This is a genomic window from Elizabethkingia miricola (assembly GCF_001675285.1).
GTDB classification, from domain to species: Bacteria; Bacteroidota; Bacteroidia; order Flavobacteriales; family Weeksellaceae; genus Elizabethkingia; species Elizabethkingia miricola.
Genome location: NZ_LSGQ01000001.1, coordinates 592,439 through 618,927, shown reverse-complemented (window position 1 = coordinate 618,927; position 26,489 = coordinate 592,439). Strand labels below are relative to the sequence as shown.

Sequence of the window (26,489 nt, the reverse complement as noted above, 5' to 3'; positions counted from 1 at the left end):
TGCAAACTTATCACATGGCTTTATAGATGTTGCCTTTTGTAGTTAAATCAGTTTCCGGGTAAGACTGTAAGCCGAATTTCATATTTTTATAACACCAAAATTGGCAAAACCATATTATGAATTTTAACGGGCTTGAATTTTCTGATTATCTGAATGTATTTCAGAAGTTTTCATGGGGAGAATGGATTATATTCAGCCTTGTAGTTAATCTGTTTTTGTATCTGTTTTCTATAGGATTATATCTGTTTGTGGATAAAACATGCCGTAAAGACAAGTTACAGAAGGAAGATCATCCTGTTACTAAATCTGATTTTTTACTTAGCCTGCTTACTGTGATTTGCAACAGCTTTATTATGCTGCTTGGTGTTCTTTTGTGGAAAAGTGAATGGATCACTTTGGATAACAATACTCCGGCAGGGATTGTCTTTTTGGAAGTCGCAGCTTTAATTCTTCTGATGGATTTCTTCATGTACCTCTTTCATTATGCAGCCCATGCTCCCTCTATTTATAAAATGCTGCACGGAAAACACCATGAGCATGTCAGTACAAATTTTCTGAGTCTGTTTGTACTCCATCCTTTTGAAACGATAGGCTTTGGATTGATGATGATAGTTCTGCTAATGGGTTATAATTTCTCGTTAACAGCCATTGTAACATATCTTACAATTAATCTGATCTGGGGAACAATAGGACATCTGAACAGAGAATTTTTTCCGATAAGGTTTGATCGGCTGGGAATAGGAACGACCAGGTTTCACAATCTCCATCATCTCGACGAACGCAAAAACTTCGGTTTTTATACCTCTATCTGGGATCGGCTTTTTGGGACTTATAAAAATTAGAATTACAAATCCTGATGCAAAGCCATTCTGTTGCCTTCACTATCTTCAAATTCGGCAACTGCAAAGCCAAATTTTTCATTTAAATTTTTTGGATATAAAATGCTTCCTCCATATTCCAGAACCTTTTTTAGAGTATTTTCTATACTGTCGGTTTTGAAATACAGAATAACGCCATCTTTAGTAGGTTTATAAACATCTCCTTTTACTAAAGCTCCGGTTACTCCGCTTTTTGTTTCTTCGAAAGGAAAGAAAGCCATTTCGTAACCATCCATTATCTCTTTTTCAAAAGTAAAATTGAATATTGCAGAATAAAATTTCACAGCCCGCTGAAGATCATTTACAGGAATTTCAAAATAGATGACAGGATTGGTTTTACTCATCAGATGTATTTATATTTTGAATTTTCACTTCGTCCCAGCAATTGACACAAATAATTTTATGATCACAACTGGTAAACCATTCATCGAGTTCATCTTCTGTTTCTGCTTTATCCAATACCAGATTACATTGGTCACACCAGGCATCCGGTCTGCCCATATCACCTTCATCATGCTCATAAAAACCCAATGGAGCATCTCCCGATACACTATGCGCCAAGTGGGTACAGACAAGAGCCATTTCCTGTTTTCCATGTTGGCCACATTCTACAAATTTTTGTGACATTTATTGAATACTTATCTGAGATTAATTGGCTAGGTCTTCGTTACTCATCATTCCATACACGCATTTCGGAAGCACACCATCCTGTAATAATATCCAATACATCGTCAGCATGATCCTGTAATTCTTCCACAGATTCCTGTTTTATCTCTTTTACAATTTCTTCCGCATCGGCCTGATGCCCGCCCAAATTACGAAACTCTATAAGCAAGTCTCTTACCTCACTACTTAAGCCATTTCCCTGTGCAATATAAAACAGGAGCTTTTCTTTTAATATTTCACGATCCATTTTGTGATTGTTGTTGATAAAAGTACGAATTTGTTTTTGAAACCCCTGTACAGACAAGTGTTTTCGGATAGAATAATACAGTTAAAGATAAAAAACAGGTATATTTGGCTAATCTTATAAATATTGAGAACTATTTATATCCGAAAAAATACATTATGCTTTCATCTGCTTCATTAAACCTGGAATCTGCACTTTTCTATATTATACTGCTTACTTTTCTGGCATCAGGTTTTGTGTATACATTATCGGTTCTTATTGTCCATGCTTTCCAGAAAAAGATTAGAGGGGTTCTGTATTATCTGATCTCATATCTTATTTCCGGTGGTGCCGGAATACTGCTGATATGCCTGTTTGCCTTTATATGGCTGGCATCTCTCAATTAATTCAATTTGGTATCTCTTAATAATTACTGAAAAAAAATAGTGAATTCATAATTTTTAGAAAAATGAATCTTAATTTTGGGGTATGCCAAAAATTAAGAAATCTAAAACTCCAAAATTTATACGCCGCAGCATATACAACATAAAAAGTATATTGGGTCTGCTAAGGATCGTATTGTCGGACAGGCAGTTTCTGTATTTCTCGTGTGTTATTGTCGGTATAACTTCTGCGTTGGCAGTGACTGTTCTGAAAACCTTCGCACATAGCGTTTTCCAGTTCACAACTTATGTTAATAAAATTTTGAAGTTACCTTATCTGAACAGTATACTGCCCATACTAGGTATTGTACTTACTGTACTGATTATCCGTAAATTTCTTAATGGCTCTCTCGAGAAGGGAACAGCTCAGATTATGATTGCGGTTGCCAAGAGATCTGGATTTATGCCAAAAAAACAAATGTATGCACAGATTGTGACCAGCTCATTAACGGTTGGTATGGGAGGATCTGCAGGTTTGGAATCTCCGATTACAATTACCGGAGCAGCTTTAGGTTCTAATTATGCACAGGATTTCCGGCTGAACTATAAAGACAGGACGCTTTTGCTGGCATGTGGAGTAGCAGCTGGGATTGCTACGGCTTTTAATGCTCCGGTTGCCGGAGTATTATTTGCAATAGAAGTGATATTGGCAGATATGAGTGTTTCTGCATTTATTCCAATTATGATTTCCTCGGCCACAGGAGCAATTATGTCGAATTTGACACTGAAGGGAGGTATACTGTTATCTTTTAAAAGAGGGCTGAATTTCGATTACCATAATACCATTTATTATGTTCTCCTGGGGATTATTGCAGGCTTTTTATCGGTATATCATGCACGGCTCTTTCGGTGGGTTGAGCACCGTATAGGAAGCTATTCCAAGAATGTATATACAAGAGCATTTGTGGGAGCAGGTATTCTGGGAATGCTTATATTTTTGTTTCCGCCATTATTTGGTGAAGGTTATGAAAATATAAAGGTACTGGCTAATAATCAAGCAGGAGAATTACTGGATAATTCATTGTTTGAGCACCTTAACGGAAATGAATGGTGGATTATGCTTTTTGTGCTGATTACGATGATGATTAAATCTATAGCTACAGGTTTAACATTGGGAAGCGGTGGTAATGGTGGAAATTTTGCGCCTTCACTTTTTGTAGGTTCCTACTTAGGTTATCTGGTTTCCAAGGTTGTGACGCTTATCGGTATTAAAAACCTGCCTATAGATAATTTTACTGTCGTGGGTATGGCAGCTTTACTGAGTGGATTGTTCCATGCGCCACTCACAGCAATCTTTCTTATTGCTGAGATAACCGGAGGTTATGGGCTGATAATTCCACTGATGTTGGTTTCTTCCATAAGTTATGCCATTGCAAAGAGGTATGATAATTATAGCATGGATATCTATAGCATTGCAGATAAGGGTATTGTTTTTACATCCGATAAAGACCGAAATATTCTGGATAAAATCGATGTAAGCTTATTATACAGCAGCCACCTGAAAACAGTATTCACAGATTTTACCCCGGCGGAAATCAAAGATATATTCACCAATACCAATCAGTATTTTATTCCGGTACTCGACAGGTCATTAATCATTCAGGGAATTATTATGCTTAATGATGTCCGAAAGCCGCTATTTTCCAATAATGAAATTGATTTTTCCGAATTTATAATTCCGGCAAATACGGTCTCCGTTGATGAGGCAACAGCCAAAATAATCAGGATGATGGAAGAAAGCCGACATGACTATGTCTTATTAATGAAAGACGGAAAATATATTGGTTATATTACCAAGTCTACAATTATGGATGCTTACAGACAGAATCTGAAAAAACTTAGAATAGAATAATTCCGAAATATGACAGAGCTGCGGCAAATCTCCGAATTTGAATTTTCACCCGAACTGATTGAAAGATTATATGCTAATAGCATACAAAAAGACTATAAGGCAGGAAGTATTATTCAGGATGAAAATTCCTATATCCGGGCTATTCCTATCGTGATAAAAGGAAATTTGAAGGTAATCCGTACCGAAGAGGACGGGCGCGAGATTCTGTTGTATTACATAAAACCAGGAGAAAGCTGCATTATGTCTTTTCTTGGTGGATTGCATAATGATACGAGCAAGGTCAGGGCTGAGGTAGAAGAGGATGCGGAAATTCTTTTTCTTCCGGTAGATAAGGTTTCACTTTTTATTAAAGAATATCCACAATGGCTGGATTATATTTTCAGATTGTACCATAAAAGATTTGAAGAACTTCTGGAGGTTGTAAATGCCATCGCCTTTAAAAAAGTAGATGAAAGATTACTGGATCTATTGCAAAAGAAATCTTCTCTTGCAGTGTCCAAAACAATTCAGACAACCCACGAGCAGCTTGCGAACGAATTGGGTACAGCAAGAGCTGTGGTCTCCAGATTGTTAAAACAGCTTGAAGAAAACGGAACCGTAAAGCTTGGAAGAAATAAAATTACCCTTATGTGACAAAAGTAGCTGTATAATTATTCCGAGTATTTCATTTTTGCAGCATCAATTGTAAAATGTAATGGAAATAGCGGGTTATTTAGCATCTGTTTTAATAGGTGTATCTTTAGGGCTGATAGGGGGTGGAGGTAGTATTCTTACAGTACCTGTCTTGGTTTATTTATTTAGCATAGGAACTGTTCAGGCTACAGTATATTCTCTTTTTATTGTAGGCGTAACGAGTATAGCCGGATCTGTATCCTACTTTCGAAAGGCTTGGGTAGACTTCAAAACAGTCATTATATTCGGAGTTCCTTCCGTTATTTCGGTGTTTCTGTCAAGAAATTTTTTACTTCCTACAATCCCACAGAAACTGACTCAGATAGGAAGTATTATAATTACCAAGGATAATTTTATCATGTTATTGTTCGCTGTACTAATGGTTGTTGCAGCGTATAAAATGATCCGTAAAATTCAATCTGAAAATTTGTCAGAAAGTAATTCTGGCTACCTTTTGGTAGCTGTTCAAGGGATTATTGTGGGGCTATTGACCGGGCTTATTGGCGCAGGCGGAGGATTTATGATTATCCCTGCGCTTGTTGGATTGCTTAAAATGCCTATGAAAACTGCTATAGGGACCTCACTTGCTATTATTGCACTTAATTCTCTTAGCGGATTTATATTCTCGTTACACCAAACCACCATACACTGGTCATTTTTAATAGGCATAACAGCCATGGCTGTTATCGGAATATATATAGGGAGTTTTTTCTCCCGTAGAATAGATGGAAAGAAGCTGAAACCTGCTTTTGGCTGGTTTATACTGGTTATGGGAACCTATATTCTTGCAAAAGAAATTCTTATGTGACAAAAGTAGCTGTACAGCATATTTTATAATGATAACTTTACTCCACTAAATTAAAATGTAATAAAATGAAAGTAGAACAAATATATACAGGATGTCTTGCACAGGGAGCTTACTACATTGTATCCCAGGGAGAAGCCGTAATTATAGATCCTTTAAGAGAGGTGCAGCCCTATCTGGATAAATTACAAGAGGACAATGCGAAGCTTAAATATATTCTCGAGACCCACTTTCATGCAGATTTTGTATCCGGGCATGTTGACTTGAGTGATAAAACAGGCGCAGCCATAGTTTACGGGCCAACTGCAAAACCTGAATTTGAAGCAATTATTGCTAAAGACGAGGAAGTTTTTGAGATAGGTAATATTAAAATAAAAGTATTGCATACACCCGGACATACGATGGAAAGCTCATGCTACCTGCTTATTGACGAAAATGGAAAGGAAACAGCTTTGTTTTCGGGAGATACTTTATTCTTAGGAGATGTTGGAAGACCGGATCTTGCCCAAAAAGGTAAAGACCTTACACAGGAAGATCTTGCAGGAATGCTTTATGATAGTCTGATCAATAAGATTATGCCTTTATCAGATGAAATAACAGTTTATCCTGCTCACGGAGCCGGAAGTGCATGTGGTAAAAACATGCAGAAGGAAACAGTGGATACTTTGGGTAATCAGAAGAAAACGAACTATGCGCTGAATCAGCCGGATAAAGCAACTTTTGTAAAAGAAGTTACGGACGGATTAACACCGCCGCCAGGATATTTTGCCATGAATGTTGCCATGAATAAAAAGGGCTATGAAAGTTTTGATCATGTTCTTGAACAAGGGCTTAACCCATTGTCAGCAGAAGATTTTGAAGCTGTGGCAGATGAAACCGGAGCATTGATACTGGACACAAGACCTGCAGCAGAATTTCATAAAGGCTTTATTCCACAGTCAGTAAATATCGGAGTGAAAGGAGATTTTGCACCATGGGTGGGTGTAATGATAGTAGATGTAAAGCAGCCGCTATTATTGGTGACGGATGAAGGAAGTGAAGAAGAAGTTATTACCCGCCTTAGCCGTGTAGGCTTTGATAATGTATTGGGCTATCTGAAGGGAAGTGTTTCTGCATGGCAATCAGCAGGAAAAGAAACTGATTCTGTGGACAGAATTGCCCCTGAGGAATTTGCTCAAAGGTACACAGAAGACGCAAAAATAATAGATGTAAGAAAAGAAGGAGAATATGCTGCAGAGCATATAGCAGATGCATATAGCCGTCCTTTAGCTTATATCAATACCTGGATAAAAGATATTGATCCGAAAGAACATTTCTTCCTGCACTGTGCTGGAGGTTACAGAAGTATGATTGCCGCAAGTATTCTTCAGGCGAGAGGTTATCGCAATTTCACAGAAGTGGAAGGTGGCTTTGGTAAGATTAAATTAACAGAAGTGCCAACAACGGATTTTATATGTCAAAGTAAAACCATGAAATAATTTAAGAACGAATGTAATATGATAGAATTTTTGAAACAACCTTGGCCATGGTATATTGCTGGTCCGCTCATTGGGCTTACTGTACCTGTATTGCTAATTCTGGGGAATAAATCTTTTGGAATAAGCTCATCATTACGGCATATTTGCGCCTCATGTATACCTGCTAATATTTCTTTTTTTAAATACGATTGGAAGAAAGAAGCATGGAATCTGTTTTTTGTATTCGGAATATTTTTGGGTGGAGTTATAGCGGTTACTTTGTTAAATAATTCCGATCCTGTTAAGGTAAATCCAAAACTTGCTGAAGAATTGAGCAGTTATGGAATTACTGATTATGGTAATATGGTGCCAGCAGAAATATTCAACTGGAGCGCATTGCTTAGTATAAGAGGGTTTATCATGATGATTGTTGGTGGATTTTTAGTAGGATTCGGTACCCGCTATGCGGGAGGTTGTACAAGCGGACATGCAATTATGGGGTTGTCTAATCTGCAATGGCCTTCATTAATTGCTACAATTTGTTTTATGGTGGGTGGTTTTATTATGGCAAATTTAATTCTACCCTTTATTCTTAGTCTTTAATCTGTAATACATGAATAATAATTTAAAAAAAGTAAGGAGCAAGTGGTATTCCAACCTGAAATATATGTTAGTAGGGATCCTTTTTGGAATTATCTTTGTAAAATCTGAAGTGGTCAGTTGGTTCCGTATTCAGGAGATGTTCAGACTTCAGTCTTTTCATATGTACGGAATTATAGGAAGTGCTGTACTTACGGGAATGATTTCAGTCTGGATCATCAAGAAGTTCAATATTAAAACTATTCACGGAGAGTCAATTTCTATTACGCCTAAGCAGTTTAATAAAGGCCAAATCTATGGAGGGTTGTTGTTTGGTTTCGGATGGGCTGTTACCGGTGCATGTCCCGGACCCCTGTTTGCACAAATAGGTACGGGTGTTACCGTTATCATTGTTACATTGCTAAGTGCAATAGCCGGAACATGGGTATATGGATTGATAAGGAGCAGATTACCACATTAATTTGATATATACTTTAGGTATAAATATAAAACCCCATAGATTTTTAGATCTGTGGGGTTTATGTTGTTATTGAATAATAATTTATACTGTTGTATCTTCTACGGAAGCTTCAGGAGCATTATTTCTTACAGAAGCTATACCGTTATCTCTGCCGGCTGCACTTTCATACATTTCGCTTGTACCAATAATCTGCCCGTTTGTTGCTTTGAGGTTGAAATAATGCTTGCCATTGGATGAAGTCTTCTTGTCGAATTTATTCTCATCCTGTGAATTTTTCTTTACCGATTCTATACCATTTTCGCAGTTAGCCTTAGTGGAATAACCTTCGCTTGCTAAGATTACCTGCCCGTTAGTTGCTTTCAGATTAAACTGAAATTCACCATTTTTTCTTTTTGAAATTTCAAATTTTCCCATAATGTTTTTGTTTAAAGTTAATGAAAATATCTGAAATATAATACTTTATGTGTTTGTTGGATAGGAGTTGTTATAAAGATATTTCCGGCTTGTGCTTTTCAGCATCTATAGTTTTCCGTATTTTTGCAGGCAGTATTTTGTATCAGATAAACTTTGAATTGCAAAATACTTTTTTGGCCGGGATTCTCTGAGGCCGGAATTTATACACTCAGCTTTATGAATAATCTTTTAAATTTTCAATCACTCCGGAATATCAATTTTAAGAATGAAATACTGGCAGGACTAACCGTAGCCATGACCATGATTCCGGAATCTCTGTCCTTTGCCATATTAGCAGGCTTATCTCCATTAATGGGACTTTATGCTGCTTTCCTTATGGGAATTGTGACGGCTGTTTTGGGAGGCAGACCCGGAATGGTGTCCGGTGGTGCAGGAGCTACTGTTGTTGTGCTGATGGCTTTGGCTGCTTCTCATGGAGTACAATATCTGCTGGCAGCAGTTGTATTGGCTGGTATACTTCAGTTATTGGTGGGCATTTTTAAATTAGGGAAATTTGTAAGACTAATCCCGCAGCCTGTAATGTATGGCTTTCTGAATGGTTTGGCAATTATTATTTTTATGGCTCAGGTGGCTCAATTCAAAATAGTACAGAATGGAGTGAGTGGCTGGATGAACGGAAGTATGCTGTATATAATGGCCGGGCTTACATTACTTACAATTGCCATAGTACTTATTTTTCCGAAAATTACAAAGGCTGTTCCATCATCTTTGGTAGCTATTATCATAGTATCGGTTCTTGCCTATTTTCTGAATATAGATACTAAAAAAGTTGTGGATATTGCTTCAGTAAGCGGATCATTACCTTCTTTTCATATACCTGCAATTCCATTTAATACGGAAACGCTTAAGATAATCTTTCCCTATTCCCTGATTATGGCAGGAGTGGGGCTTGTGGAATCTTTGCTGACGCTAAATATGGTGGATGAAATTACCAGAACAAAAGGAGAGTCCAACAGAGAAGCAATGGCTCAGGGTACAGCTAATATTGTCAATGGCTTTTTCGGAGGAATGGGCGGATGTGCTATGGTTGCTCAAACACTTGTCAATATTGGAGCGGGAGCCAGAACCAGAATATCTGCAATTATAGGAGCATTAACGATACTGCTGATTATTCTGGTGGGCGGACCAGTGATCGAACAGATTCCTATGGCAGCTTTGGTTGGTGTAATGATGATGGTGGCAATAGGAACATTTCAGTGGGTTTCTTTAAAGATTGTGAATAAAATGCCCAAGTCCGATATTTTTGTCGGAATATTGGTAGCTGTTATAACAGTTGTACTTCATAATCTTGCACTAGCTGTGTTAGTAGGTGTTATTATTTCTGCATTGGTATTTGCATGGGACAATGCTAAAAGAATACGTGCACGAAAATCTCTGAATGAAAATGGAAACAGAGTATATGAAATATACGGACCGCTGTTTTTCGGAAGTACAACAGCTTTTATGGATAAATTTGATGCGCTTACAGACACAGACAAAATAATTATTGATTTTAAAGAATCCCGTGTAGCAGATATGTCGGCTATTGAAGTATTAAAAAAATTGACAGAGCAATATAAAAATCATAATAAAGAGGTTGTATTAAGACACCTGAGTGCAGATTGTATACGCTTGTTGGAAAACGCCGGCGGATTTATAGAGGTAGATATTGAAGAGGATCCTGTGTATAATGTAATGCCGGAATAGTTTTATCAAATAAAAATGAAGAAAGGGATCTGAATATTCGGATCCCTTTCTTACAAGTTAAATTACTTTAAATTATTATTGTGTAACGTCTATATTGACTGTTTTTTCTACATATTTACCATTAGAAACTGCCGAAATGGTAATTCTTTCTTTTCCTGTCAATTCTTTAGCTTTTATAATAAGCGAATCTGTTTTCAGCTCGTAAGTGGCAAGTTCAGTTCCTTTAGCGCTGATAGATTTTACAATAGAAGAAGAAATATTATCAGCATCAACAATCTTATCATTCAGGGCAATAGCTCTTCTTTTTCCAGGTGCTATAATTATCTTGTTCAATAAAATTTCTGGCGCATTTACATCTTCGAAGAAAGGTACTGCCGGGAACCAGTAATAACGTTCGTCTTGGGAACTGGTACCATTACCTCCATTTACAACGATGCTCTTTTCTAAAGTACCGGTATTGCCTACGATATGTATCCAGTTGTAACTGCCGGCATCGCCCCAGCCATTACGTTTTACCGTTAATACAAGTTTATCTGTCAATGGATCTACACGCAGTCCTGCTCCGTAAAAAGAAAGCTGTACACCCTGATCGTCTTTGCCTAAATCATAAAAAGAAGTATTAAGTGATTTAGTTGCTATATTATATTTCACAACTGAATTTCCCTTTGCCCAATACAATACATTTTGTTTTGTACTCGCAGAAAGGCTTCCTGCAGTCCATGCATACCATGTTGCACCGATTGGAGCATTTGTAATATCAATTTCGTCCGTTTTTTCTAATGTATAAGGATCGATCTGGATTAATTTTTTATTGGCTCCTATCCATACTTTACCATCTTTACTTTGTACAACAGAAGCAAAGTCGGTTCCGCTGATTAATTTTTCTACAGTATTGGTTTTGGTATTGATTACATAAGCTCCCTTCGATTGTGTGATAGCAATTACATAATCACCTACTAAAAGCATATTTCCCGTTTGGCCGCTCACTCCTGTGATACTCCCTTCTACTTTTAGTGTTTCAATATTGAATATAGAAATTCCGTTACCTGTAGAAATATAAGCTTTCTTAGGGTTTATACCCACAAAGGCACGTCCGTCACCACCAATTTCGGTAAGCACAGCTTTCATTTTTAAAGTTTTGGCATCTGCCACAACTAATCTGTTTTTCTGCTTGGATATTAGGTAAGCATTGTTACCGTAAATAGTGGCAAATTGTGTAGTTATACCCAGTTTTTCACCATTGTTGGCTGCACGATATGCTCTGTATATAATGGAACCATCGTTTTTAAAATAGTTTACAGAGCCGTTATCGTGTCCAAACCAGTCTTCGTTGGCAACATAAAATCCTTGTGTAGATACTACAGCTGAAGGAGTAGATTCTAACGGTTCAACAAAATCATCATTAGAACATGATGACAGCGCGAGTAAACTCAATAAAGGTAAAGCAAAAGAAGTATATGCTTTTCTCATAATTTTTTTTAATTGTTTAATAAATAGTTGATATATAGTAGTTTTGTGTTTTCTGATAAAGAAGTTATTTAATTCGTAGATCGTAGGCTCCGGTAACTTCTGTACTTACTTCTCCTAATATTCCGCTTTCCTGACGAATAGCACCATATATTTTTATAAAATCAATTCCGGGTAACTTTACATATTTTCCGCTTTTATCTACGGCCCAGGAAATATCAATATTGGAAGCTTCATTATCGTTAGGAACATTATCGGCATAACCAAATTCCAATGCAGGTGAGCTCCAAATTCCATTAGTCCCTTGTTTGAAGTTATCTGCTACTCTGGTTCCTTTAAAAGTGATAGAGGATTCACCAATCCACATCGGATAGTAGCTTTGTTTATGATAAGAATTTTTAGTTAAATAACCTTTATTCCCCTGATTGTCTTCCCAGCGGATATATTCCGTATCCGTCTGCCAATTTGCGGTGCCTCTTACCGGAGCTTTGGATTCGTCGGGTTTATAATAGGTAATGCTGTAGTTTTTAATAGTTGAATCTTTGAAGTATTCACTGCCTGCTATTTCATACCACTCGTCATCATCTGGCTTTCCATTTTTATTTTTATCAAATGCAACCATTATAATCCCGGGTTCTGAATTTCCGGCAAAAGCATTTCCTAAAACTTTAAAATCCTTTCCAGGTCCGTTTACAATAGTGTGGTCAAATTTAAATGTAACATAACCTCCAAAGCCTCCCAGATGTATCATTCCATTTGCTCCTTTGGCTACAGCATCATTTGCCTTTTTTACTATGATATCTTTAGTGTCACCACTTACATATTTTGGAAGATCGTTAACAAATTGTCCCGGAGCAGGTAAGAAGTCCAGAACTTCGCTGATATGTTTGCTGTAAGGAGTTTTTTCCTGCTGAACATTTACTGTGGTATTGTAAGTAAAGGTTTTTCCGTTAGATTCAACCTTAAGAGTTACGGGATAAGATTTAGCACTGATGCTGATAAAATCTAGATTTTTTTCATTGGAAAGAATTGAATCTTTAGTACTCCATGTATATTTAGCATTTGGATCGCTAACAGCATCATTTGTAATATTTAATACTTTCATACGATCCACCTGATAAGTAGTTTGTAATGGGCTTTGTGGAGTGGGAGCTACAGTCTCGGAATCTGAAGAACAATTGTAGAGGCTTGTAAGTATAATACCTCCCAGTAAAAATGTTTTAGCGATGTTTGCTTTGTCTGAAAATTTCATGGGTAATTTTTTAGTATAGTGTCAATGTTTATTTGTATAAAAAGGCAAAATGTGCAGGGATATTTCCACCTTCGGTTTTCCATTTGAAGGTTCCGTTTTTGTCGAAACAGTACAGGCTTCCTGTAGAAACATAATTACCGGCATCGGTTATATACAAATCCTCTGTAATTGGATTTACAGTAATGCCATAAGGAGTTTCTATTTCTGTTTCATATTTGGAATCAAATAGTTTTTTAGTAATAACCTCTTTGGTTTTAAGATCGATAATACCATAAGATTTTACATAGCCTAAGGTATTATAGCTAAATTCATTGCTGAAGTAGTAGAGCTTGTTATTAACAATGGTAAAATTACTCACTGGAATATTGAAAGTCTTTTTAATAGCTCCGGTTTGACTGTCTACAATAAATAAATTAGAGGATACCGTTTGATAGTCGCCTCTGGAAGTTACATACAGATCGCCGTTAGCATCCACTTTTAGTTTATTCAGGTTAATGGCAATGTCGTATTTAGTAGTTTCTTTAAAATTAGCTAAATCGATAACAGAAACTGTTCTGTCATAATTAGGTACACGATAGCCTCCGGAGTTAGCAACATAAAGTTTGTTTTTCACTATAGCCATTTCCTCTGGTTGATATCCAACTATTGCTTCGCGGGTAACCGATAATGAGATAGTGTCTATTTCCATTACTTTTCCCAAGGGTGCCTTCGGATCCACAGATATAGGCCCTGCATAAGAGGAAACATAAGCTTTACCGTTAGCAAAAGCTAAAGACCTGCCATTTTCCACTGTAATGCTTTTTATTTTTTTTACGGTTCTGGCATCCAGTACTTCAACTTTATTGGATGCATTTACAACAATATACATTTTATTGCCATAAATTTTAATGTCATTACCTACATCACCAAGCTCTTTTACTACATTGGGATTAGCCTCTGCATAGATATTACGGAAGTAAGTTCCTTTTGCATAATCAAAATAATCCAGCGTTGCTTTATTGCTGTTCATATTTCCTTCATTAAGAAGGTAGAAACCTTTGATTTCTGTTTTCTGAGGTAGAGTTACTTCTTCTGTCTCTTTCTGAATGATATACTGATCTCCACGACAAGATGTGAGGAAAACAGTAAGTAAAAGGAAAGCTAAATTTTTTAATTTCATAATGTAAAATTTAAAGTAAACCTGAAGTTGCGTCCGGGCATAGGATAGTTAAGTACAACATCATAATATTGATTGAAAAGATTATTGACCTCGAAGGATGCTTTCAACTGGTGTTTATCCAGTTTAAAAGTTTTTTGTACAGACAGATCATGGGTATACCATGGAAGTAAATAATTGTACTGAATGTTATTCTGACTGGAATCATAACGCTCACCAACATAAACAAAACTATAGTTCAGACCCCATGATTTGTATTCTGTCATCAGAGCAAAGCTGCCACTGTTCCATGGTGTGTAGGGAATCTGGTGGCCGTAGTAACTTTTTTTAGGATCTGTAAAATCTCTTGCTCTTTGGTAGGTATAAGTCAGGAGCGGGCGTATACGCCATTGACCTAATTCCAATTCACTTTGAAGATTGACATCTGTTCCTATAATTTCTACTTTGCCCAGACTCAGATTCATCCAGATAAACATATTACCATTAAAGGTTGAAGTAATCTTATTGGTGACATCATTGTAGTAGCCGTCCACATTAAGGCTGATATTTTTTACAATTCCCCGCGAGAAGTTTTTCCGATAGGCAAAGCCAAAATCATACTGGTGAGTAAATTCGGGTTTCAGGAGTGATATTCCCAATGTTTTGTAATACATTTCATTGAAAGTTGGAAGCCTGAAAACCTGCTTATAGAAAGCCTTTAAATAAAATTCATGTTGACTGAAGGGCTGATAATTGATAAAAAGGGCAGGTGTCCATTTATTTTCATCTCCCGGAGCTGCGTTTTGTAAAACTTTATTCTGGACAAAGGTTCCGAGTAAACTTCCCTGTGCTTTCAGTCTTCCCCAACGGTAATTAGTAGCTAAAGCAAGAAGGGTAGTGTAACGTTTGGGATAACTGAAATTATAAAGATTTGCAGCCATATTATTGTACTGGAAATCTGCTGAAATAGCTACATCCCAGTTATTGTTGATTTGGTATAGGGTAGAGGAGGAGATGTAAAACTCCCGCTGTATGTACTGATTGTCGATTTTTGGACGCTGGGGTGCAAGGGTATCGATATAGCGATTGTAATCGTATGCAAATTTAGCTTTCAGCTGTGTTTGTACTTTCGGGAATATTTTCTGCATCCAGCTCCCCTGAACAAAATAATTGGCATCTTTCAATCTCTGCCCTTCGTCACCGAATCGCCCGTTTACAATAGCACCAGGTAACCCGCGGTTAGATAAATAGGCATAAGCTCTCAGGTCCCATTTTCCATTTTTCAGATCTCCGTTAATGCTGGTCTCAAATCTTTTTGCCTTTACATCCGCATCATGTCGCTTTGCTATGGTGTCATAGGCTATCTGACCATTAGGATATTTCCGGTAATATCTGAACTTATAAATTCCGTCAGTATCCAGATATTCTCCGCTAAAGGATGCAGAAACAGAATTAGAAAGCTTTTGCTCTAATCTGAAAGAAGGATTGAAAGTTTGTATAGAACCACTTTTCGTGCGGACTGTAAGATTGGTTGTCCTGCTGTCTCTGAATACAGGCTTTTTAGGCTGAAGATAAATGGTCCCCGAGCTTCCAAAATCTTTTGCCGGTTGGAAAATATCACTTTTCTGGCCATTGTATAAGGTTATTTCTTCCAGATCATCCAGAGAAAACTTGCCAAGATCTACAATTCCGTTTTGTGCATTTCCAATGGGAATTCCATCATAGAAAACACCAACGTGCTGTGCTCCGAGACTTCGGATATCAACAGTCTTTAGTCCGCCGACACCACCGTAATCTTTAATCTGAACACCGGAAAAGTATCGAAGTGCATCGGCAACTGAATTATTGTTCAGCTTTTCAATAATGTCAGATGTTAACTTCTGAGGCGGGAGAACAGTACGGGAATTTTTCTTGAAAATATCTACAGCTTCTACTTCTCTTATTCGTGTTGTATCCTTTTTCTGAGCAAAAGTATATCCGGCTGCAAAAAGCAGAAGTAAAGAAAGTAAACAGAAAGAGGATCGTCTTTTTAGCATTGGCTTTACATTTATCAAAAAATGTTTATGCCTTTGCAGAGAATATCAGTACATGACTATCCCGGAGAGAAATCCGGAAGAGTTTATTCAGGTCGATATAGCTTTATTCCACGAAAGCATCAAACATATACTTCTGGCAGGTCTTCTGACTTACTTCTCTTTCGCGCCTTCCCATTACCGATAGTAACAGTGACTTATTGCTAAGGTTTTTTATGAAGTTTACAGCAGCGGGTCTGTTCAGGATTTACACCTGATTCCCTTTTAAGCACTTTTTAAGGTGCACCAAAAACTGGTGGCAAATATAGGTATTTATAATGTAATGTAAGTGGTTGAGATATAAAGCAGTAAAAAGAGAATGCCGACCACTTCTTCATCATACATAAAGGCAGCCGGCTTTCTCACCTATATAACTTATTAGTCCAATAAACGTAAATAGTCGGGGGAGGACTATTTACAACACAAATATAATATTTATCACTTAATAGTGAGTAATTAAATGTATGAATTTACATAACGAAGAACAGTTGCAGGATAGCCCATTACAGAATCCAGAATCTGGCATGGTCCAGTATTATATGCCTTTTAATAGCCGGAGTATTATTGTTGCTCAAAAATAAACTGATAAAAAAGACAGAGCTTTAAACTAATTTTTTCAGAAACTCACTGGGGCGGTATTGCATGACAGAAAAAAAGCTATTGGTATAGGCTTGTAAGCTTTTATAACCTGTTTTAAAAGCTATTTCGGAAATAGTCCATTGCTGGTCACTTAATAGTTCCAGGCTTTTAATAATGCGGAGCATTTGCTGGTATTTACTTAGCGTTAATCCTGTTTCTTTTTTGAAAATCCGTTCCAGTGTACGCAAGGACAGTGCTGCAATCTCGCTCAGATCTTCCATACTCAGATCTTCCGTGTAATGCTCATGAAGATAGTCGATGGCTTTGCACAATCTTTTATCCTCCGGGGGACTGATATGCAATTGCAGTGAACGTGCAACAAATTGTGGAAGTTCATTACTCAAAGTCTTTAAAAATAAAGTTTCATGTGGATCCTCCTGTATCTTTTTTGACCACTTTTCAGCATATTTAATCATCTCTTTTAGAACCGGAGGAACAAGAAAAACGCTGACTTCTTTATAGAACGAGTCATCTTTATCGATTTCGAAAAACATAATCATCAGTCTGATCTTTTCTGAATGCGAATTGGTCTTATGGATATGCCCTGATGGTATCCAGGCAGCATGATTTTGAGGTAAAAGATAAATTTTTCCTTCAACAGTCAGATATTGGAAGCCGCTTTCCACATATACCAGCTGGCCTTTATGATGCGAGTGCAATTCATCATCATGTATCCAGTTGTCTTCAAACCAAACAAAATAAGGCTTTTCTATATCATCTATATTAATGGGATTCTGACTGCAGCTCATGTCGTTTTATATTAATATTATGGCAAATTTAAATAAAATTACGTAATTACTTTTGTACTCTAATCTTTATGACGATGAAGTACGAAACAAGAAAAGAAGCCTCAGTTTTTTTATTACTGATTAATGTTTTAGTTGTTATACTGGTATCCAGTAATCTAAGATCTCCTATAACAGCTGTTGGTCCGGTATTGGATCAGATAGGGAGCACCTTGCATCTGGACCATTTTCAGAGCAGCCTGCTTACCTCTATACCCTTGTTTATGTTCGCCAGTTGTTCGGTACTGGTTAGCCGTTTTTCACATAAACTCAGTATCAACAGATTTTTATTATATGCACTGATTATTCTTAGCTTCGGATTGTTTCTGAGGGTATTTGGCTCTGTATGGACGCTATTTTCAGGCTCTGTTTTTATAGGTCTTGGGATTGCCATTGGTAATGTAATAACACCGGGATATATCAAAAATAATTTTCCAAAACAGATTGGTCTTATGACCGGAATATTTGCTGTAGCAATGAATCTTACAGCAGCTTTGGCATCCGGTTACAGTATTAGTATCGGGCAGTGGACAGGATATGGGTGGCAGGGCTCTCTGGGGATATGGCTGATAATAGCATTATTGGCTTTATTGGTTGTAATACTGGAACTTATTTTTAATAAAAATTCTGCACAGCAACAGAAAACAGATATGGCCAAGTCGGATTTTAATATGTTCAAATCTACTCAGGCATGGAATATTAGTATATTTATGGGATTGCAGTCTTTGGTTTATTATAGTCTTGTTTCCTGGCTGCCGGCAGTTTTGGGTGATTATGGAATGACGGGTAATGCACCGGGTTGGGTTTTGTTTGCCATTCAGATTGCAATGCTTCCTATTACATTTGTAGGGCCAATTATTGCTAATAAGATGAAGGATCAGAAGATTATGATATTCTTTGTCTGTATACCTATGCTGGCGAGCATACTTATGTTTACATGGCTGAAATCGGACTGGGTATATTTTACGGCAGTATTATTAGGACTTTCAAATGGTTTATCATTCAGCCTTTCCATTCTGTTTTTCTCGCTGCGTACAAAGTCCAGTGCCAATGCTATTAAAATATCCGGAATGGCACAATCTGTTGGTTATCTTATCGCAGCTTTTGGCCCTCCTGTATTTGGTAAATTACATGATTGGGATTCCGGTTGGCAGAGTTCTTTTTATTTTCTGGCAGTCGCAGTTCTTCTGATGTTCTTTTTCGGATTCAGAGCAGCAGGCAGGAGATATGTTGAAGATTAAATAGGTCAATTAAAGAATAACCATATTTATCTGTCGAATTTTTTTATTTCTAATTTTGGAGATAGGCCTTTTACATACCACGATGCAATAGCCCGTGAGAATTGAGGATATAACTCTCCGTCATTTGATAAGGTGATTATGGTTATTTTTTCTTTCGGGAATCTTAAAATATCTCCAAGTCCCGGACCGCCGCTATGTCCTCCATAAAATATATTTCCGTCGTTTTCCAAAGCCCAGCCTACTTTTGAGAATTCAGCGGTTTTATCTCCCAATTTTTCACTGCTGTATGCCAGTTCATTTGCAAAATCCAATGGGAATAATGTACTCTTATCCAGTCCGGCTGCCCAGTTAGCCATATCACTAATAGATGCGAAGTAACCGCCTCCAGGATAAGTATATTGTGGATAAAGAAACTTGTAACTAACCAGTTTACCGGCATCGTCGTAATAGGTAGTCACTTTTTCTTTTATCAAATCTGTCTTTAGAAACCTTCCATCTACTTTATATTCCATATCATATCCGCCATCAGTCATACCCAGTGGGATAATTACTTCGTCATGCAAAATTCTGGTAAAGGGCTTGTTGTATATTTTTTCGAAGATATAAGATAATACCATGAAATCCGACTGTCCGTATTGCTCTTTTGTCCCGGGTTCAAAAAGTAATGGTTTATCTTTTATCTGTTTTACAATTTCTTTTGTTGGCAGATAGGTATTACTCTCATAAAATTCAGGAATTCCACTGGAATGGCTAATCAGATTTGTTATTTTTATTTTCTTCCATGCTTCAGGAATTGAATCCAGATACTTGCCCAGCGATTCATACAAATCTATTTTTTTATTATAAATGCTTTTCAGCAAGAGAGTAGAGGTAAGTAGCTTGGTACAAGAGGCAATTTGAAAAGCAGAATGAGGTGTAACTTTATTGTTCCATTCTATATTTGCTGTTCCGTAAACAGTTTTCTTCACTATTTTTCCGTTTTTTATTACAGCGACAGCAATACCCGGAATGCTGAGGTCTTTCATCTTTTTCTGAATAAAGGCATCAGTTTTTTTGTTTGCCTCATCATAATTTACTTCCTGTGCAGAAATTTGCTGGCATAAGATGAATGCTAAAAAGCTAATTAAGATTGGTTTCATATTAATAAAAGTTTGGTGAAAACAAATATGACTAATTATTTAGTTATGTAAAGTTAGATAAAGATTTAATATGTACAACTATTTTATTAGTGATATATAAATTATTTTATCATAGTTTTAACAAAAAAGCAAAAACCTCCCTATAAGAGAGGTTTTGTATAATAAGTAAGCCGAAAATTTTAGTACATAAGACTAACTGCTTCTTTGATTAGATCTGTAACTTCTTTTGGATGTGTTGCCAATGATGCATGGCTGGCATCCAGGTGTAAAATCCTTCTTGGATCCATACGCTCTGCCATTTCCTTTTGTGTTGCAGGCGGAATCATGTGATCCTGATCGGAAATCTGATACCAGTTTGGTTTAGTTTTCCAGGCGGGCTCTCCGGCTTCGGTACCGAAAATGCTCCCATGAATTGGCTTTTGAGATAGGGACATTACCGCTGTATCGTCGAGATTAAGATCCTGTGCAAAACTTTCATGGAATTTGTCATACTTTATCCATAAAAAACCTTTAGCATCAGGATAAATATTTGCGGCTCCTGAAGGCTGCTCTCTTCTGGCAAAAATACCACCAAGGCTTTCTCCTTTATCTGGAGCAAAAGCTGCAATATATACAAGACCGATAACTTTGTCATGATGGCCGGCACCAGAAATTACTGCTCCTCCATAGGAGTGGCCTACCAGAATAACCCTGCCTTCCTGCATATCGATAAGGTCTCTTGTTTTCTGAATATCATCTTCTAAAGATGTTAGAGGAAGCTGAACACTTCTTACAATATAGTCTTCATTGTGAAGATTTTCAATAACATGTCTCCAATGTGAGCCATCGCCCCAGGCTCCGTGAACTAAAATAATTGTTACGCTGTTTGTTTCCATAATGTTATGTTTTGGTAGTAACAAAGATATAATTGATGGCAGCTAAAAATGCTTCACCTAAGTTAATGTTTTACTGTTCTGTTTCTTATTCTGCTCAGAGACTGAGGTTTTATCCCCAGATAGCTTGCAATATGTTTCAGCGGGATTAACTGAAAAACCTGAGGGTTTTCTGATAATAGATTATAGTACCTTCTTTCCGGAACATAGTACAGAAGTTCTTCAATTCTCTTTTGGGCACTTAGATAGATTACTTCTGTCATTTTTCTGCCGAATTCCTGCCAGTATGCTTCTTTCTGATACAATTTTTGCAGATCATCTTTATGCAATAGCATGATTTCCGAATCTTTTAGGGCCTTAATGTTCATTTTGGATTTTACATTCTGAAGAATACTCTCATAGTCTGTAAAAAAATGATGATTAAACTGAAAATTAAAGTTGATATCTTCTCCGTTTTCGTTGATATAGAATGTCCGCATAAGTCCTTCTTTCAGGAAACCTAAATATTCACACTGTTCACCTTCTTTAAGAAAATATTCTGATTTTCTTAAGGTCATTTTTTTCAGATAGCTGCAAAATTCTTCATAATGCTCCCTGTCTACTAAGAACAAAGGTCCATATGTTTCATAGTCATCAAGTATTTCTTTCATATTTGTGTTGTTTTTTTTGACCAAACTATTGGCTGTAGTAAGCGGAAATCAGCTTTTCACGCATTTTATTCAGGTATTTAATATCCTTTGTATTGGATAAAATAATCAATGAAATATTTTTATCAACTAAATGTACCCAATTGGCACTGTGGCCATAGCCTTCTCCCTGGCGTTCTGCAAATAATGTATTGATGGTGCCGAACTTTTTAGGATAAACCCATAGACCTAGTGCCACATCTCCTAATTCTTTATTGGAAGTGAGCATAACATCCAGTGTTGATTTCTTAATTATAGTATGATTAAAAACTGCCTGATCAAAAATCAGTAAATCTTTAGGTGTTGAATACATGGCTCCGGCAGAATAAAAATTGTCAATATAAGTATTGGTAGGAGTATGAAGTGCAAATGCACCGGATTCATCCGTAACATAACCATCATCAATATTCTGGATAATATCATTATGATGGAGCATACCTGTGTTGTGCATTTTCAGAGGCACTAATATTTCTTCTTTCAGGACCTGTTCAAAAGGTTTTTTGTATATTTTTTCAATAATCTTTCCCAGTAGAATATAATCTCCATTATTATAACTAAACTTCGTACCGGGAGGATCCACCAGCTTTTCAGAAAGAAATGTATTAATAAAATCATCCAGATTCCAGATGGTATTATCATAAGCCTGATGAATCAGTTCAGGAGAACTGATGTCTTTATTATCTCGTCCGCTGCTATAAGTAAGTAAATTTCTTATAGTTGCTTTGTGAGCTGCTTCGCCTCTATATTCAGGGTAATAAGTGGCAATTGGAGCATCCAGATTTATTTTTCCTCTTTCATAAAGCTGCATAATCAGTACCGCAGTAAAAGTTTTGGTAAGAGAAAAAATATGAAATTTTGTTGTGTCTGAAAATCCAATGTTATAATGTCTGTCCGCCAGTCCGGTATAAGTAAGTAATTCCGTTTTTCCGTTTTTAGCCAGAAGGACAGCCCCATTAAAGTTATCATTCTTTATACTTGTGTCTATTACTTTATTCACATTCTGAATTTGTGGATAAATAATATTCATTACAAATATTAATAAGCCTGTTGCTGTATATTTAATATTGCCCATATCAGTTTTATATTTTATTCGGAGATAATAAGGTAGTAATTATCCGGATCTCTCAGGATAAACTGATTTTTAAGAGAATTTTCATTGTAATGAATTTCCTTTTCTATTGAAGCATGCATGTTTTTAGCATTTTCTAAAATACGGTTGATATTACTGACTCTGAAAAACAGAATAAGGCCGTTGCCATTTTCTTTTTCAGCATCAATCATTGTAGGATGTTCATGCTCGCCCCATTTATGGAGACACAGGATTACAGTGTTGTCATCTTTTAGTATTTCAAAAGTCTCACCGCCATGAGCACTGCTGCATTCTAATAACTTCTGGTAAAATGCTGAGCTCGCGGATACATTTTTTACAGCAATTATGGTTTCAGTCCTTACCATAACTCAGCTTATATCGGTAAGCTCAATAATTCTGTCGTCTGAAAATTTAAAAATAGATTTACCGGATAATCGGAGTTCATTTCCTTTTTTTAATCCGTTCGGCATATCCGCAGCCAAAACAGCGTAGTAATCTATTTCGATCTCGGTATGATCTTCGGAGTGTTTTACAGATGTAATATTTTGTTGCCTTTCTTTGAAGTAAATTTTAGTGAGCTCTGCCTGCTGTCTGAACTCTTTTTTTCCCTGTAAAAGCAGATTGGTTTCTCCGTCCAGAATGTTTTTAAAAACAATATTGTCGTGAAGATTGGCTACCATTCCGGGAATATCGAACTGGTTGTAAGCATTGATATAGCTTCTGATAATGTGTTCTTTCCTGCTCATGTGATTTAGCTTTTTATCTGGGGTTAGTGTACTGTTTCGGAATTATAGTATCGGAACTCTTCTATATCGTGATAACCAAATACTTCAATTTCAGGATGTTCATCGATTAACTTTCGTATTCTGCTGATGCTCTCTATGCGCAGGTCATTATTTTCAGCACGCATCCTGGCTAATTCATTTACAGGATGGTTGTTGTCATCTAGTTCTGCTCTCAAATAATAAGCATCTGCAATGTAAAATATCCACCGGTCTTTTGCTTTTACAGCGACACCGCAATGTCCTTTCGTATGGCCTAAAAGGGGGATGAGGTAAATTTCAGCTTCGGTGTCTATATCAATTCTTCGTGCTTCAAAGCCGTACCATTCATCGGTTTTTTCAGCATATGTTTTAATAGCTGGCAGGTGGGCCATCGGTAGTTTTAGGTATCTTGGGTTTCCGGAATTAAAACTGTCAAATTCTTCGGCGCCAACATGTACTGTTGCCTGAGGGAAATCTGCTATTCCACCAATGTGATCGTTATCCATATGAGATATGACACAGTCAGTCACCTGTTTTGGATCTAAGCCAAGGTTTTCAATCTGCCGGATAGCAGTAATGTTTTCATTGAAACGGTAACCTACCATATCAATGAATTGCTGACCTATTCTTTCAACGGGATGTTGTGTGTCCAGAAATCCGATGCCGGTATCAATAAGGATAAGCTTGTTGCTTTCTTTTATCAACAGGCAATGTCCGCAGACATTATCATTAAGTGGTGAAACAATTCGTACGCAGTTTATGTGATGTATTTCAGTCATGAGCTGTTGCGGTTGTTATAAAGATGCTGTTTTATTTGTCTTTTATTTTAGAATTTTTTTTAACCGGATATTTTATAGCTTTATTTCTTTCAATTGGATTATTATACTTCAGAATATAATTTTGTTCGTCCTGAATCAGGGGAACCAGTTGTTCTGCTTTTGTATAGGTTACGCCATTGTCCTGATAGCTCGAAGTGCGGCCGTTTCTAAGATCTTCTCTTATTTTATGAAAAGGGTCATTAAAGTATTCTATAGCCTTGCTAATATATATATTCTCACTTACAGGAATTGGTCTGTTTCCGTATCTTATCTCCAGAATATTAGAAGTATCATAAGTTTCATTAAGATTTTTGCTTTTAATCAGTGAAAAGACAAATTGTTGTTGGTTGTCTTCCAGTAGAAGTATTAATCCGGGTAATCCCTGAAATTTATAAGGTCCTTCAGAAAAAGGGATTTCTTTTGTAAACCATGCGGTCCATTTTCTGCCTCCAAAATCTGATGTTGCCTTTTGAATATCATACCCGGAATATTTTTTTGTTTCATTACTCAATGTCCATTTTACAGGATCTTCTGTTTCGTAAGAAAAAAGCTGAAATTCAAGAGCTGCGTAATTGATATTTTTTATAGATCCTCTTTTCCGAACAACGGGTACCTGATCTGTCCAGTTGGTGTCTTGGGTGTTTTTTGCTTTATTGATGGAATCTTTTTCTAAAAAAGCATAATCATAATATTTGGCTTCTTTCGGGTTGATATCCAAAACCATGGTTTTTTGTTTAGCAATGGGGGTTGTAGAGTCATTTTTATACTTCAGTTCATAGAAAAATCTATGTGTCTGAGCATTTCCTAATCCAAATACTAAAATAAAAAGCAGAGATAATTTGTTCATATATACTATTGTGACGATGTTTGATTGTACATGCAATTTACTGAAAATTCATAATTTTTCATAGAGTTATTTTTCTGATTAACAAAGCTTTTACAGAGTATATATATTTATTCATGTATTTTGAAAAGAATTGTTATTGTTTTAATTTTGCAATGCATTTTTTATGTGTAAATCATTGACATGGAAAGAAAAAAAGTCATTGTCCGACATTACTTCAGACTTGTATTATTATCATTGCTGGTAGGCCTAATATGTGCATTATTAGCCTTCTCTCTAAAGCATCTAACCGAATATATTGAAGAGAAACTTTTCTCTATAGCAAAAGAGTATAGCCATTTGTTATTTATTGTATTACCTACTATAGGCATTACAATGATTTACTTCCTTAGAAAGTATTTCTTTCGGAACAGAAAAAATAAAGGGATTACTGAAATTTATAAAACTTTGGATCAGAGAAAAGATCATTTACCTTTTTTCAAGATCCCGTCTCATTATCTTAATGGTTTTTTAACTGTAATCTTCGGGGGTTCTACAGGTGTTGAGGTTTCTACTGTGGTAGCTTCAGCTACTGTTGGTAATATGGCTTATGAACAAGGCTTTTCTGCAAAGATGTATAAGCGCGAACTGATCTGCGCTGGTGTAACTGCAGGAGTAGCCGTATTATTTGGAAGCCCGTTGGCAGGCTGGTTATTTGCTATGGAAGTTATAGCCCGAAAAATCAATAAATCGCTGGCTATAAGCTGTACTGCTTCTGCACTTATTGCGGGATTATTTATCTTTTTATTCGATAGTAAACCTTTATTGGATGTTAGCATTAGCGGCTGGAAATGGGGCGCTTTACCATTCTTTTTAATACTCAGTCTTTTAGGCGGAATTTTGTCAGTTTATTTTACCATTTTGGTAATCCGTATAAAAGACTTCTTTTCAAAAATCGATAATAATTTCCTTCGGGTAAATTTGGGAGCTCTTATTGTAGGAGGTATGATTTTCTTTTTGCCTGTATTGTACGGTGATAGCTATCATGGTCTGAAAGGTATCCTGAATCAGGCATTGAATCATCGGGAAGTGTCTATGTCTCTACTTTTACTTCTGATATTCCTAAAACCCGTTGCATCCTCATTAACTCTTGGTGCTGGCGGAGATGGAGGTGTATTTGCTCCAAGTATTGTTTCAGGCGCGTTGCTGGGGTTATTATTTGCTTTGGCATGCAATACTTACTTTAATACAGATCTTATTCTTATCAATTTTGTATTGGTTGGGGCTGCAGCAACTTTATCTGCATCAATCTATGCTCCGTTAACAGCTCTTTTTCTGGTTTGTAGTTTAGTGCCTAATGGCTATCTGTTGTTCTTCCCATTATTGCTGGGAAGCTTTGTTTCGAAGTTTTTTGCACAACGTTTATTACCTTATAATGTGTATACTTACGGAATGAAGGCTACAAAATAGTCCTGATGAACTTCCACGGT

Annotated in this window: 28 protein-coding genes and 1 riboswitch; of the genes, 11 read left to right on the top strand and 17 right to left on the bottom strand. The window is 36.7% G+C overall.

What is annotated here, in order from left to right; genetic code table 11:
• Positions 1-116: 116 nt before the first annotated feature.
• The gene (locus tag ATE49_RS02745) at positions 117-842 is read left to right on the top strand and encodes a sterol desaturase family protein (protein WP_065080984.1); all 726 of its coding nucleotides are present in this window, start codon (positions 117-119) and stop codon (positions 840-842) included.
• A gap of 2 nt (positions 843-844) precedes the next feature.
• Here ATE49_RS02745 and ATE49_RS02740 read toward each other — a convergent pair whose 3' ends face one another.
• From ATE49_RS02740 to ATE49_RS02730, 3 genes are read right to left on the bottom strand one after another with little or no spacing between them, the layout of a single operon-like run.
• Positions 845-1,222, bottom strand: a complete 378-nt coding sequence (locus ATE49_RS02740; RefSeq protein WP_065080983.1) for a VOC family protein — start codon at positions 1,220-1,222, stop codon at positions 845-847.
• The gene (locus tag ATE49_RS02735) at positions 1,215-1,505 is read right to left on the bottom strand and encodes a hypothetical protein (protein ID WP_065080982.1); all 291 of its coding nucleotides are present in this window, start codon (positions 1,503-1,505) and stop codon (positions 1,215-1,217) included. Before ATE49_RS02735 ends, ATE49_RS02740 begins: the two co-directional genes overlap by 8 nt.
• 40 nt (positions 1,506-1,545) lie before the next feature.
• The gene (locus tag ATE49_RS02730) at positions 1,546-1,791 is read right to left on the bottom strand and encodes a hypothetical protein (protein ID WP_021346230.1); all 246 of its coding nucleotides are present in this window, start codon (positions 1,789-1,791) and stop codon (positions 1,546-1,548) included.
• A 104-nt stretch (positions 1,792-1,895) separates the two neighbouring features.
• Here ATE49_RS02730 and ATE49_RS02725 point away from each other — a divergent pair, with 104 nt between their 5' ends.
• The 7 genes from ATE49_RS02725 (at position 1,896) to ATE49_RS02695 (ending at position 8,056) form a co-directional block, all read left to right on the top strand.
• Entirely contained in the window at positions 1,896-2,174 is a 279-nt protein-coding gene (locus ATE49_RS02725; RefSeq protein ID WP_223200344.1) for a hypothetical protein, read from the top strand.
• Positions 2,175-2,256: 82 nt separating this feature from the next.
• A complete protein-coding gene (locus ATE49_RS02720) occupies positions 2,257-4,062 on the top strand; it encodes a chloride channel protein (protein ID WP_065080981.1) in 1,806 nt (601 codons plus the stop codon).
• 9 nt (positions 4,063-4,071) lie between these two features.
• Entirely contained in the window at positions 4,072-4,695 is a 624-nt protein-coding gene (locus ATE49_RS02715; RefSeq protein WP_065080980.1) for a Crp/Fnr family transcriptional regulator, read from the top strand.
• A gap of 61 nt (positions 4,696-4,756) precedes the next feature.
• On the top strand, positions 4,757-5,542 hold the full coding sequence (locus ATE49_RS02710; RefSeq protein WP_065080979.1) for a sulfite exporter TauE/SafE family protein: 786 nt from the start codon (positions 4,757-4,759) through the stop codon (positions 5,540-5,542).
• Between the two features lie 65 nt (positions 5,543-5,607).
• A complete protein-coding gene (locus ATE49_RS02705; RefSeq protein WP_065080978.1) occupies positions 5,608-7,017 on the top strand; it encodes an MBL fold metallo-hydrolase in 1,410 nt (469 codons plus the stop codon).
• Positions 7,018-7,035: 18 nt separating this feature from the next.
• The gene (locus tag ATE49_RS02700; RefSeq protein ID WP_065080977.1) at positions 7,036-7,599 is read left to right on the top strand and encodes a YeeE/YedE family protein; all 564 of its coding nucleotides are present in this window, start codon (positions 7,036-7,038) and stop codon (positions 7,597-7,599) included.
• Between the two features lie 10 nt (positions 7,600-7,609).
• Positions 7,610-8,056, top strand: coding sequence for a DUF6691 family protein (locus ATE49_RS02695; protein WP_058878495.1), 447 nt, complete (start codon positions 7,610-7,612; stop codon positions 8,054-8,056).
• 81 nt (positions 8,057-8,137) lie between these two features.
• Here the strand turns inward: ATE49_RS02695 and ATE49_RS02690 are convergent, their stop codons facing one another.
• Positions 8,138-8,470 carry a YegP family protein gene (locus tag ATE49_RS02690; protein WP_034866805.1) on the bottom strand — a complete coding sequence of 111 codons (333 nt, stop codon included), beginning with the start codon at positions 8,468-8,470 and terminating at the stop codon, positions 8,138-8,140.
• Between the two features lie 216 nt (positions 8,471-8,686).
• Between ATE49_RS02690 and ATE49_RS02685 the strand changes: the two genes are divergently transcribed.
• The gene (locus ATE49_RS02685) at positions 8,687-10,216 is read left to right on the top strand and encodes a SulP family inorganic anion transporter (protein ID WP_065081013.1); all 1,530 of its coding nucleotides are present in this window, start codon (positions 8,687-8,689) and stop codon (positions 10,214-10,216) included.
• Positions 10,217-10,291: 75 nt separating this feature from the next.
• On the opposite strand, the gene ATE49_RS02680 is transcribed toward ATE49_RS02685, so the two are convergent.
• The 5 genes from ATE49_RS02680 to ATE49_RS02660 form a co-directional block, all read right to left on the bottom strand.
• A complete protein-coding gene (locus ATE49_RS02680) occupies positions 10,292-11,686 on the bottom strand; it encodes a DUF5074 domain-containing protein (protein ID WP_065080976.1) in 1,395 nt (464 codons plus the stop codon).
• 64 nt (positions 11,687-11,750) lie between these two features.
• Positions 11,751-12,935, bottom strand: a complete 1,185-nt coding sequence (locus ATE49_RS02675) for a PKD domain-containing protein (RefSeq protein WP_086980246.1) — start codon at positions 12,933-12,935, stop codon at positions 11,751-11,753.
• 28 nt (positions 12,936-12,963) lie between these two features.
• Positions 12,964-14,094 carry a YncE family protein gene (locus tag ATE49_RS02670; protein WP_065080975.1) on the bottom strand — a complete coding sequence of 377 codons (1,131 nt, stop codon included), beginning with the start codon at positions 14,092-14,094 and terminating at the stop codon, positions 12,964-12,966.
• Positions 14,091-16,106, bottom strand: coding sequence for a TonB-dependent receptor (locus ATE49_RS02665; RefSeq protein ID WP_065080974.1), 2,016 nt, complete (start codon positions 16,104-16,106; stop codon positions 14,091-14,093). Before ATE49_RS02665 ends, ATE49_RS02670 begins: the two co-directional genes overlap by 4 nt.
• 118 nt (positions 16,107-16,224) lie before the next feature.
• Positions 16,225-16,408, bottom strand: a riboswitch (cobalamin riboswitch).
• A 336-nt stretch (positions 16,409-16,744) separates the two neighbouring features.
• Positions 16,745-17,530 (bottom strand): helix-turn-helix domain-containing protein, encoded by a 786-nt coding sequence (locus ATE49_RS02660; RefSeq protein WP_065080973.1) that lies wholly within the window; start codon positions 17,528-17,530, stop codon positions 16,745-16,747.
• A gap of 74 nt (positions 17,531-17,604) precedes the next feature.
• Between ATE49_RS02660 and ATE49_RS02655 the strand changes: the two genes are divergently transcribed.
• Positions 17,605-18,807, top strand: a complete 1,203-nt coding sequence (locus ATE49_RS02655; protein WP_065080972.1) for a CynX/NimT family MFS transporter — start codon at positions 17,605-17,607, stop codon at positions 18,805-18,807.
• A 26-nt stretch (positions 18,808-18,833) separates the two neighbouring features.
• On the opposite strand, the gene ATE49_RS02650 is transcribed toward ATE49_RS02655, so the two are convergent.
• From ATE49_RS02650 to ATE49_RS02615, 8 genes are all read right to left on the bottom strand, one after another.
• Complete coding sequence (locus ATE49_RS02650; RefSeq protein WP_065080971.1) at positions 18,834-19,946, bottom strand: serine hydrolase domain-containing protein; 1,113 nt, start codon at positions 19,944-19,946, stop codon at positions 18,834-18,836.
• Between the two features lie 179 nt (positions 19,947-20,125).
• The gene (locus ATE49_RS02645; RefSeq protein WP_065080970.1) at positions 20,126-20,821 is read right to left on the bottom strand and encodes an alpha/beta hydrolase; all 696 of its coding nucleotides are present in this window, start codon (positions 20,819-20,821) and stop codon (positions 20,126-20,128) included.
• A gap of 62 nt (positions 20,822-20,883) precedes the next feature.
• Complete coding sequence (locus ATE49_RS02640) at positions 20,884-21,468, bottom strand: Crp/Fnr family transcriptional regulator (RefSeq protein WP_065080969.1); 585 nt, start codon at positions 21,466-21,468, stop codon at positions 20,884-20,886.
• A 25-nt stretch (positions 21,469-21,493) separates the two neighbouring features.
• Complete coding sequence (locus ATE49_RS02635; protein WP_199162007.1) at positions 21,494-22,576, bottom strand: serine hydrolase domain-containing protein; 1,083 nt, start codon at positions 22,574-22,576, stop codon at positions 21,494-21,496.
• A 14-nt stretch (positions 22,577-22,590) separates the two neighbouring features.
• Entirely contained in the window at positions 22,591-22,959 is a 369-nt protein-coding gene (locus ATE49_RS02630) for a VOC family protein (protein ID WP_065080968.1), read from the bottom strand.
• A 3-nt stretch (positions 22,960-22,962) separates the two neighbouring features.
• On the bottom strand, positions 22,963-23,340 hold the full coding sequence (locus ATE49_RS02625; protein WP_065080967.1) for a nuclear transport factor 2 family protein: 378 nt from the start codon (positions 23,338-23,340) through the stop codon (positions 22,963-22,965).
• A gap of 23 nt (positions 23,341-23,363) precedes the next feature.
• On the bottom strand, positions 23,364-24,137 hold the full coding sequence (locus ATE49_RS02620; protein WP_065080966.1) for an MBL fold metallo-hydrolase: 774 nt from the start codon (positions 24,135-24,137) through the stop codon (positions 23,364-23,366).
• A gap of 31 nt (positions 24,138-24,168) precedes the next feature.
• A complete protein-coding gene (locus ATE49_RS02615) occupies positions 24,169-25,023 on the bottom strand; it encodes a GLPGLI family protein (RefSeq protein WP_065080965.1) in 855 nt (284 codons plus the stop codon).
• Between the two features lie 180 nt (positions 25,024-25,203).
• Here ATE49_RS02615 and ATE49_RS02610 point away from each other — a divergent pair, with 180 nt between their 5' ends.
• A complete protein-coding gene (locus ATE49_RS02610) occupies positions 25,204-26,469 on the top strand; it encodes a chloride channel protein (protein ID WP_065080964.1) in 1,266 nt (421 codons plus the stop codon).
• Positions 26,470-26,489 lie beyond the last annotated feature (20 nt).

Bases quoted from the DNA above. Each gene is read 5' to 3' on its own strand.
- ATE49_RS02745 (WP_065080984.1), top strand. From the start codon at position 117: ATGAATTTTAACGGGCTTGAATTTTCTGATTATCTGAATGTATTTCAG.
- ATE49_RS02635 (WP_199162007.1), bottom strand. From the start codon at position 22,576: ATGGGCAATATTAAATATACAGCAACAGGCTTATTAATATTTGTAATG.
- ATE49_RS02710 (WP_065080979.1), top strand. From the start codon at position 4,757: ATGGAAATAGCGGGTTATTTAGCATCTGTTTTAATAGGTGTATCTTTA.
- ATE49_RS02610 (WP_065080964.1), top strand. From the start codon at position 25,204: ATGGAAAGAAAAAAAGTCATTGTCCGACATTACTTCAGACTTGTATTA.
- ATE49_RS02630 (WP_065080968.1), bottom strand. From the start codon at position 22,959: ATGGTAAGGACTGAAACCATAATTGCTGTAAAAAATGTATCCGCGAGC.
- ATE49_RS02615 (WP_065080965.1), bottom strand. From the start codon at position 25,023: ATGAACAAATTATCTCTGCTTTTTATTTTAGTATTTGGATTAGGAAAT.
- ATE49_RS02730 (WP_021346230.1), bottom strand. From the start codon at position 1,791: ATGGATCGTGAAATATTAAAAGAAAAGCTCCTGTTTTATATTGCACAG.
- ATE49_RS02740 (WP_065080983.1), bottom strand. From the start codon at position 1,222: ATGAGTAAAACCAATCCTGTCATCTATTTTGAAATTCCTGTAAATGAT.
- ATE49_RS02700 (WP_065080977.1), top strand. From the start codon at position 7,036: ATGATAGAATTTTTGAAACAACCTTGGCCATGGTATATTGCTGGTCCG.
- ATE49_RS02685 (WP_065081013.1), top strand. From the start codon at position 8,687: ATGAATAATCTTTTAAATTTTCAATCACTCCGGAATATCAATTTTAAG.
- ATE49_RS02645 (WP_065080970.1), bottom strand. From the start codon at position 20,821: ATGGAAACAAACAGCGTAACAATTATTTTAGTTCACGGAGCCTGGGGC.
- ATE49_RS02695 (WP_058878495.1), top strand. From the start codon at position 7,610: ATGAATAATAATTTAAAAAAAGTAAGGAGCAAGTGGTATTCCAACCTG.
- ATE49_RS02625 (WP_065080967.1), bottom strand. From the start codon at position 23,340: ATGAGCAGGAAAGAACACATTATCAGAAGCTATATCAATGCTTACAAC.
- ATE49_RS02715 (WP_065080980.1), top strand. From the start codon at position 4,072: ATGACAGAGCTGCGGCAAATCTCCGAATTTGAATTTTCACCCGAACTG.
- ATE49_RS02620 (WP_065080966.1), bottom strand. From the start codon at position 24,137: ATGACTGAAATACATCACATAAACTGCGTACGAATTGTTTCACCACTT.
- ATE49_RS02660 (WP_065080973.1), bottom strand. From the start codon at position 17,530: ATGAGCTGCAGTCAGAATCCCATTAATATAGATGATATAGAAAAGCCT.
- ATE49_RS02720 (WP_065080981.1), top strand. From the start codon at position 2,257: ATGCCAAAAATTAAGAAATCTAAAACTCCAAAATTTATACGCCGCAGC.
- ATE49_RS02690 (WP_034866805.1), bottom strand. From the start codon at position 8,470: ATGGGAAAATTTGAAATTTCAAAAAGAAAAAATGGTGAATTTCAGTTT.
- ATE49_RS02705 (WP_065080978.1), top strand. From the start codon at position 5,608: ATGAAAGTAGAACAAATATATACAGGATGTCTTGCACAGGGAGCTTAC.
- ATE49_RS02655 (WP_065080972.1), top strand. From the start codon at position 17,605: ATGAAGTACGAAACAAGAAAAGAAGCCTCAGTTTTTTTATTACTGATT.
- ATE49_RS02640 (WP_065080969.1), bottom strand. From the start codon at position 21,468: ATGAAAGAAATACTTGATGACTATGAAACATATGGACCTTTGTTCTTA.
- ATE49_RS02650 (WP_065080971.1), bottom strand. From the start codon at position 19,946: ATGAAACCAATCTTAATTAGCTTTTTAGCATTCATCTTATGCCAGCAA.
- ATE49_RS02680 (WP_065080976.1), bottom strand. From the start codon at position 11,686: ATGAGAAAAGCATATACTTCTTTTGCTTTACCTTTATTGAGTTTACTC.
- ATE49_RS02675 (WP_086980246.1), bottom strand. From the start codon at position 12,935: ATGAAATTTTCAGACAAAGCAAACATCGCTAAAACATTTTTACTGGGA.
- ATE49_RS02670 (WP_065080975.1), bottom strand. From the start codon at position 14,094: ATGAAATTAAAAAATTTAGCTTTCCTTTTACTTACTGTTTTCCTCACA.
- ATE49_RS02735 (WP_065080982.1), bottom strand. From the start codon at position 1,505: ATGTCACAAAAATTTGTAGAATGTGGCCAACATGGAAAACAGGAAATG.
- ATE49_RS02665 (WP_065080974.1), bottom strand. From the start codon at position 16,106: ATGCTAAAAAGACGATCCTCTTTCTGTTTACTTTCTTTACTTCTGCTT.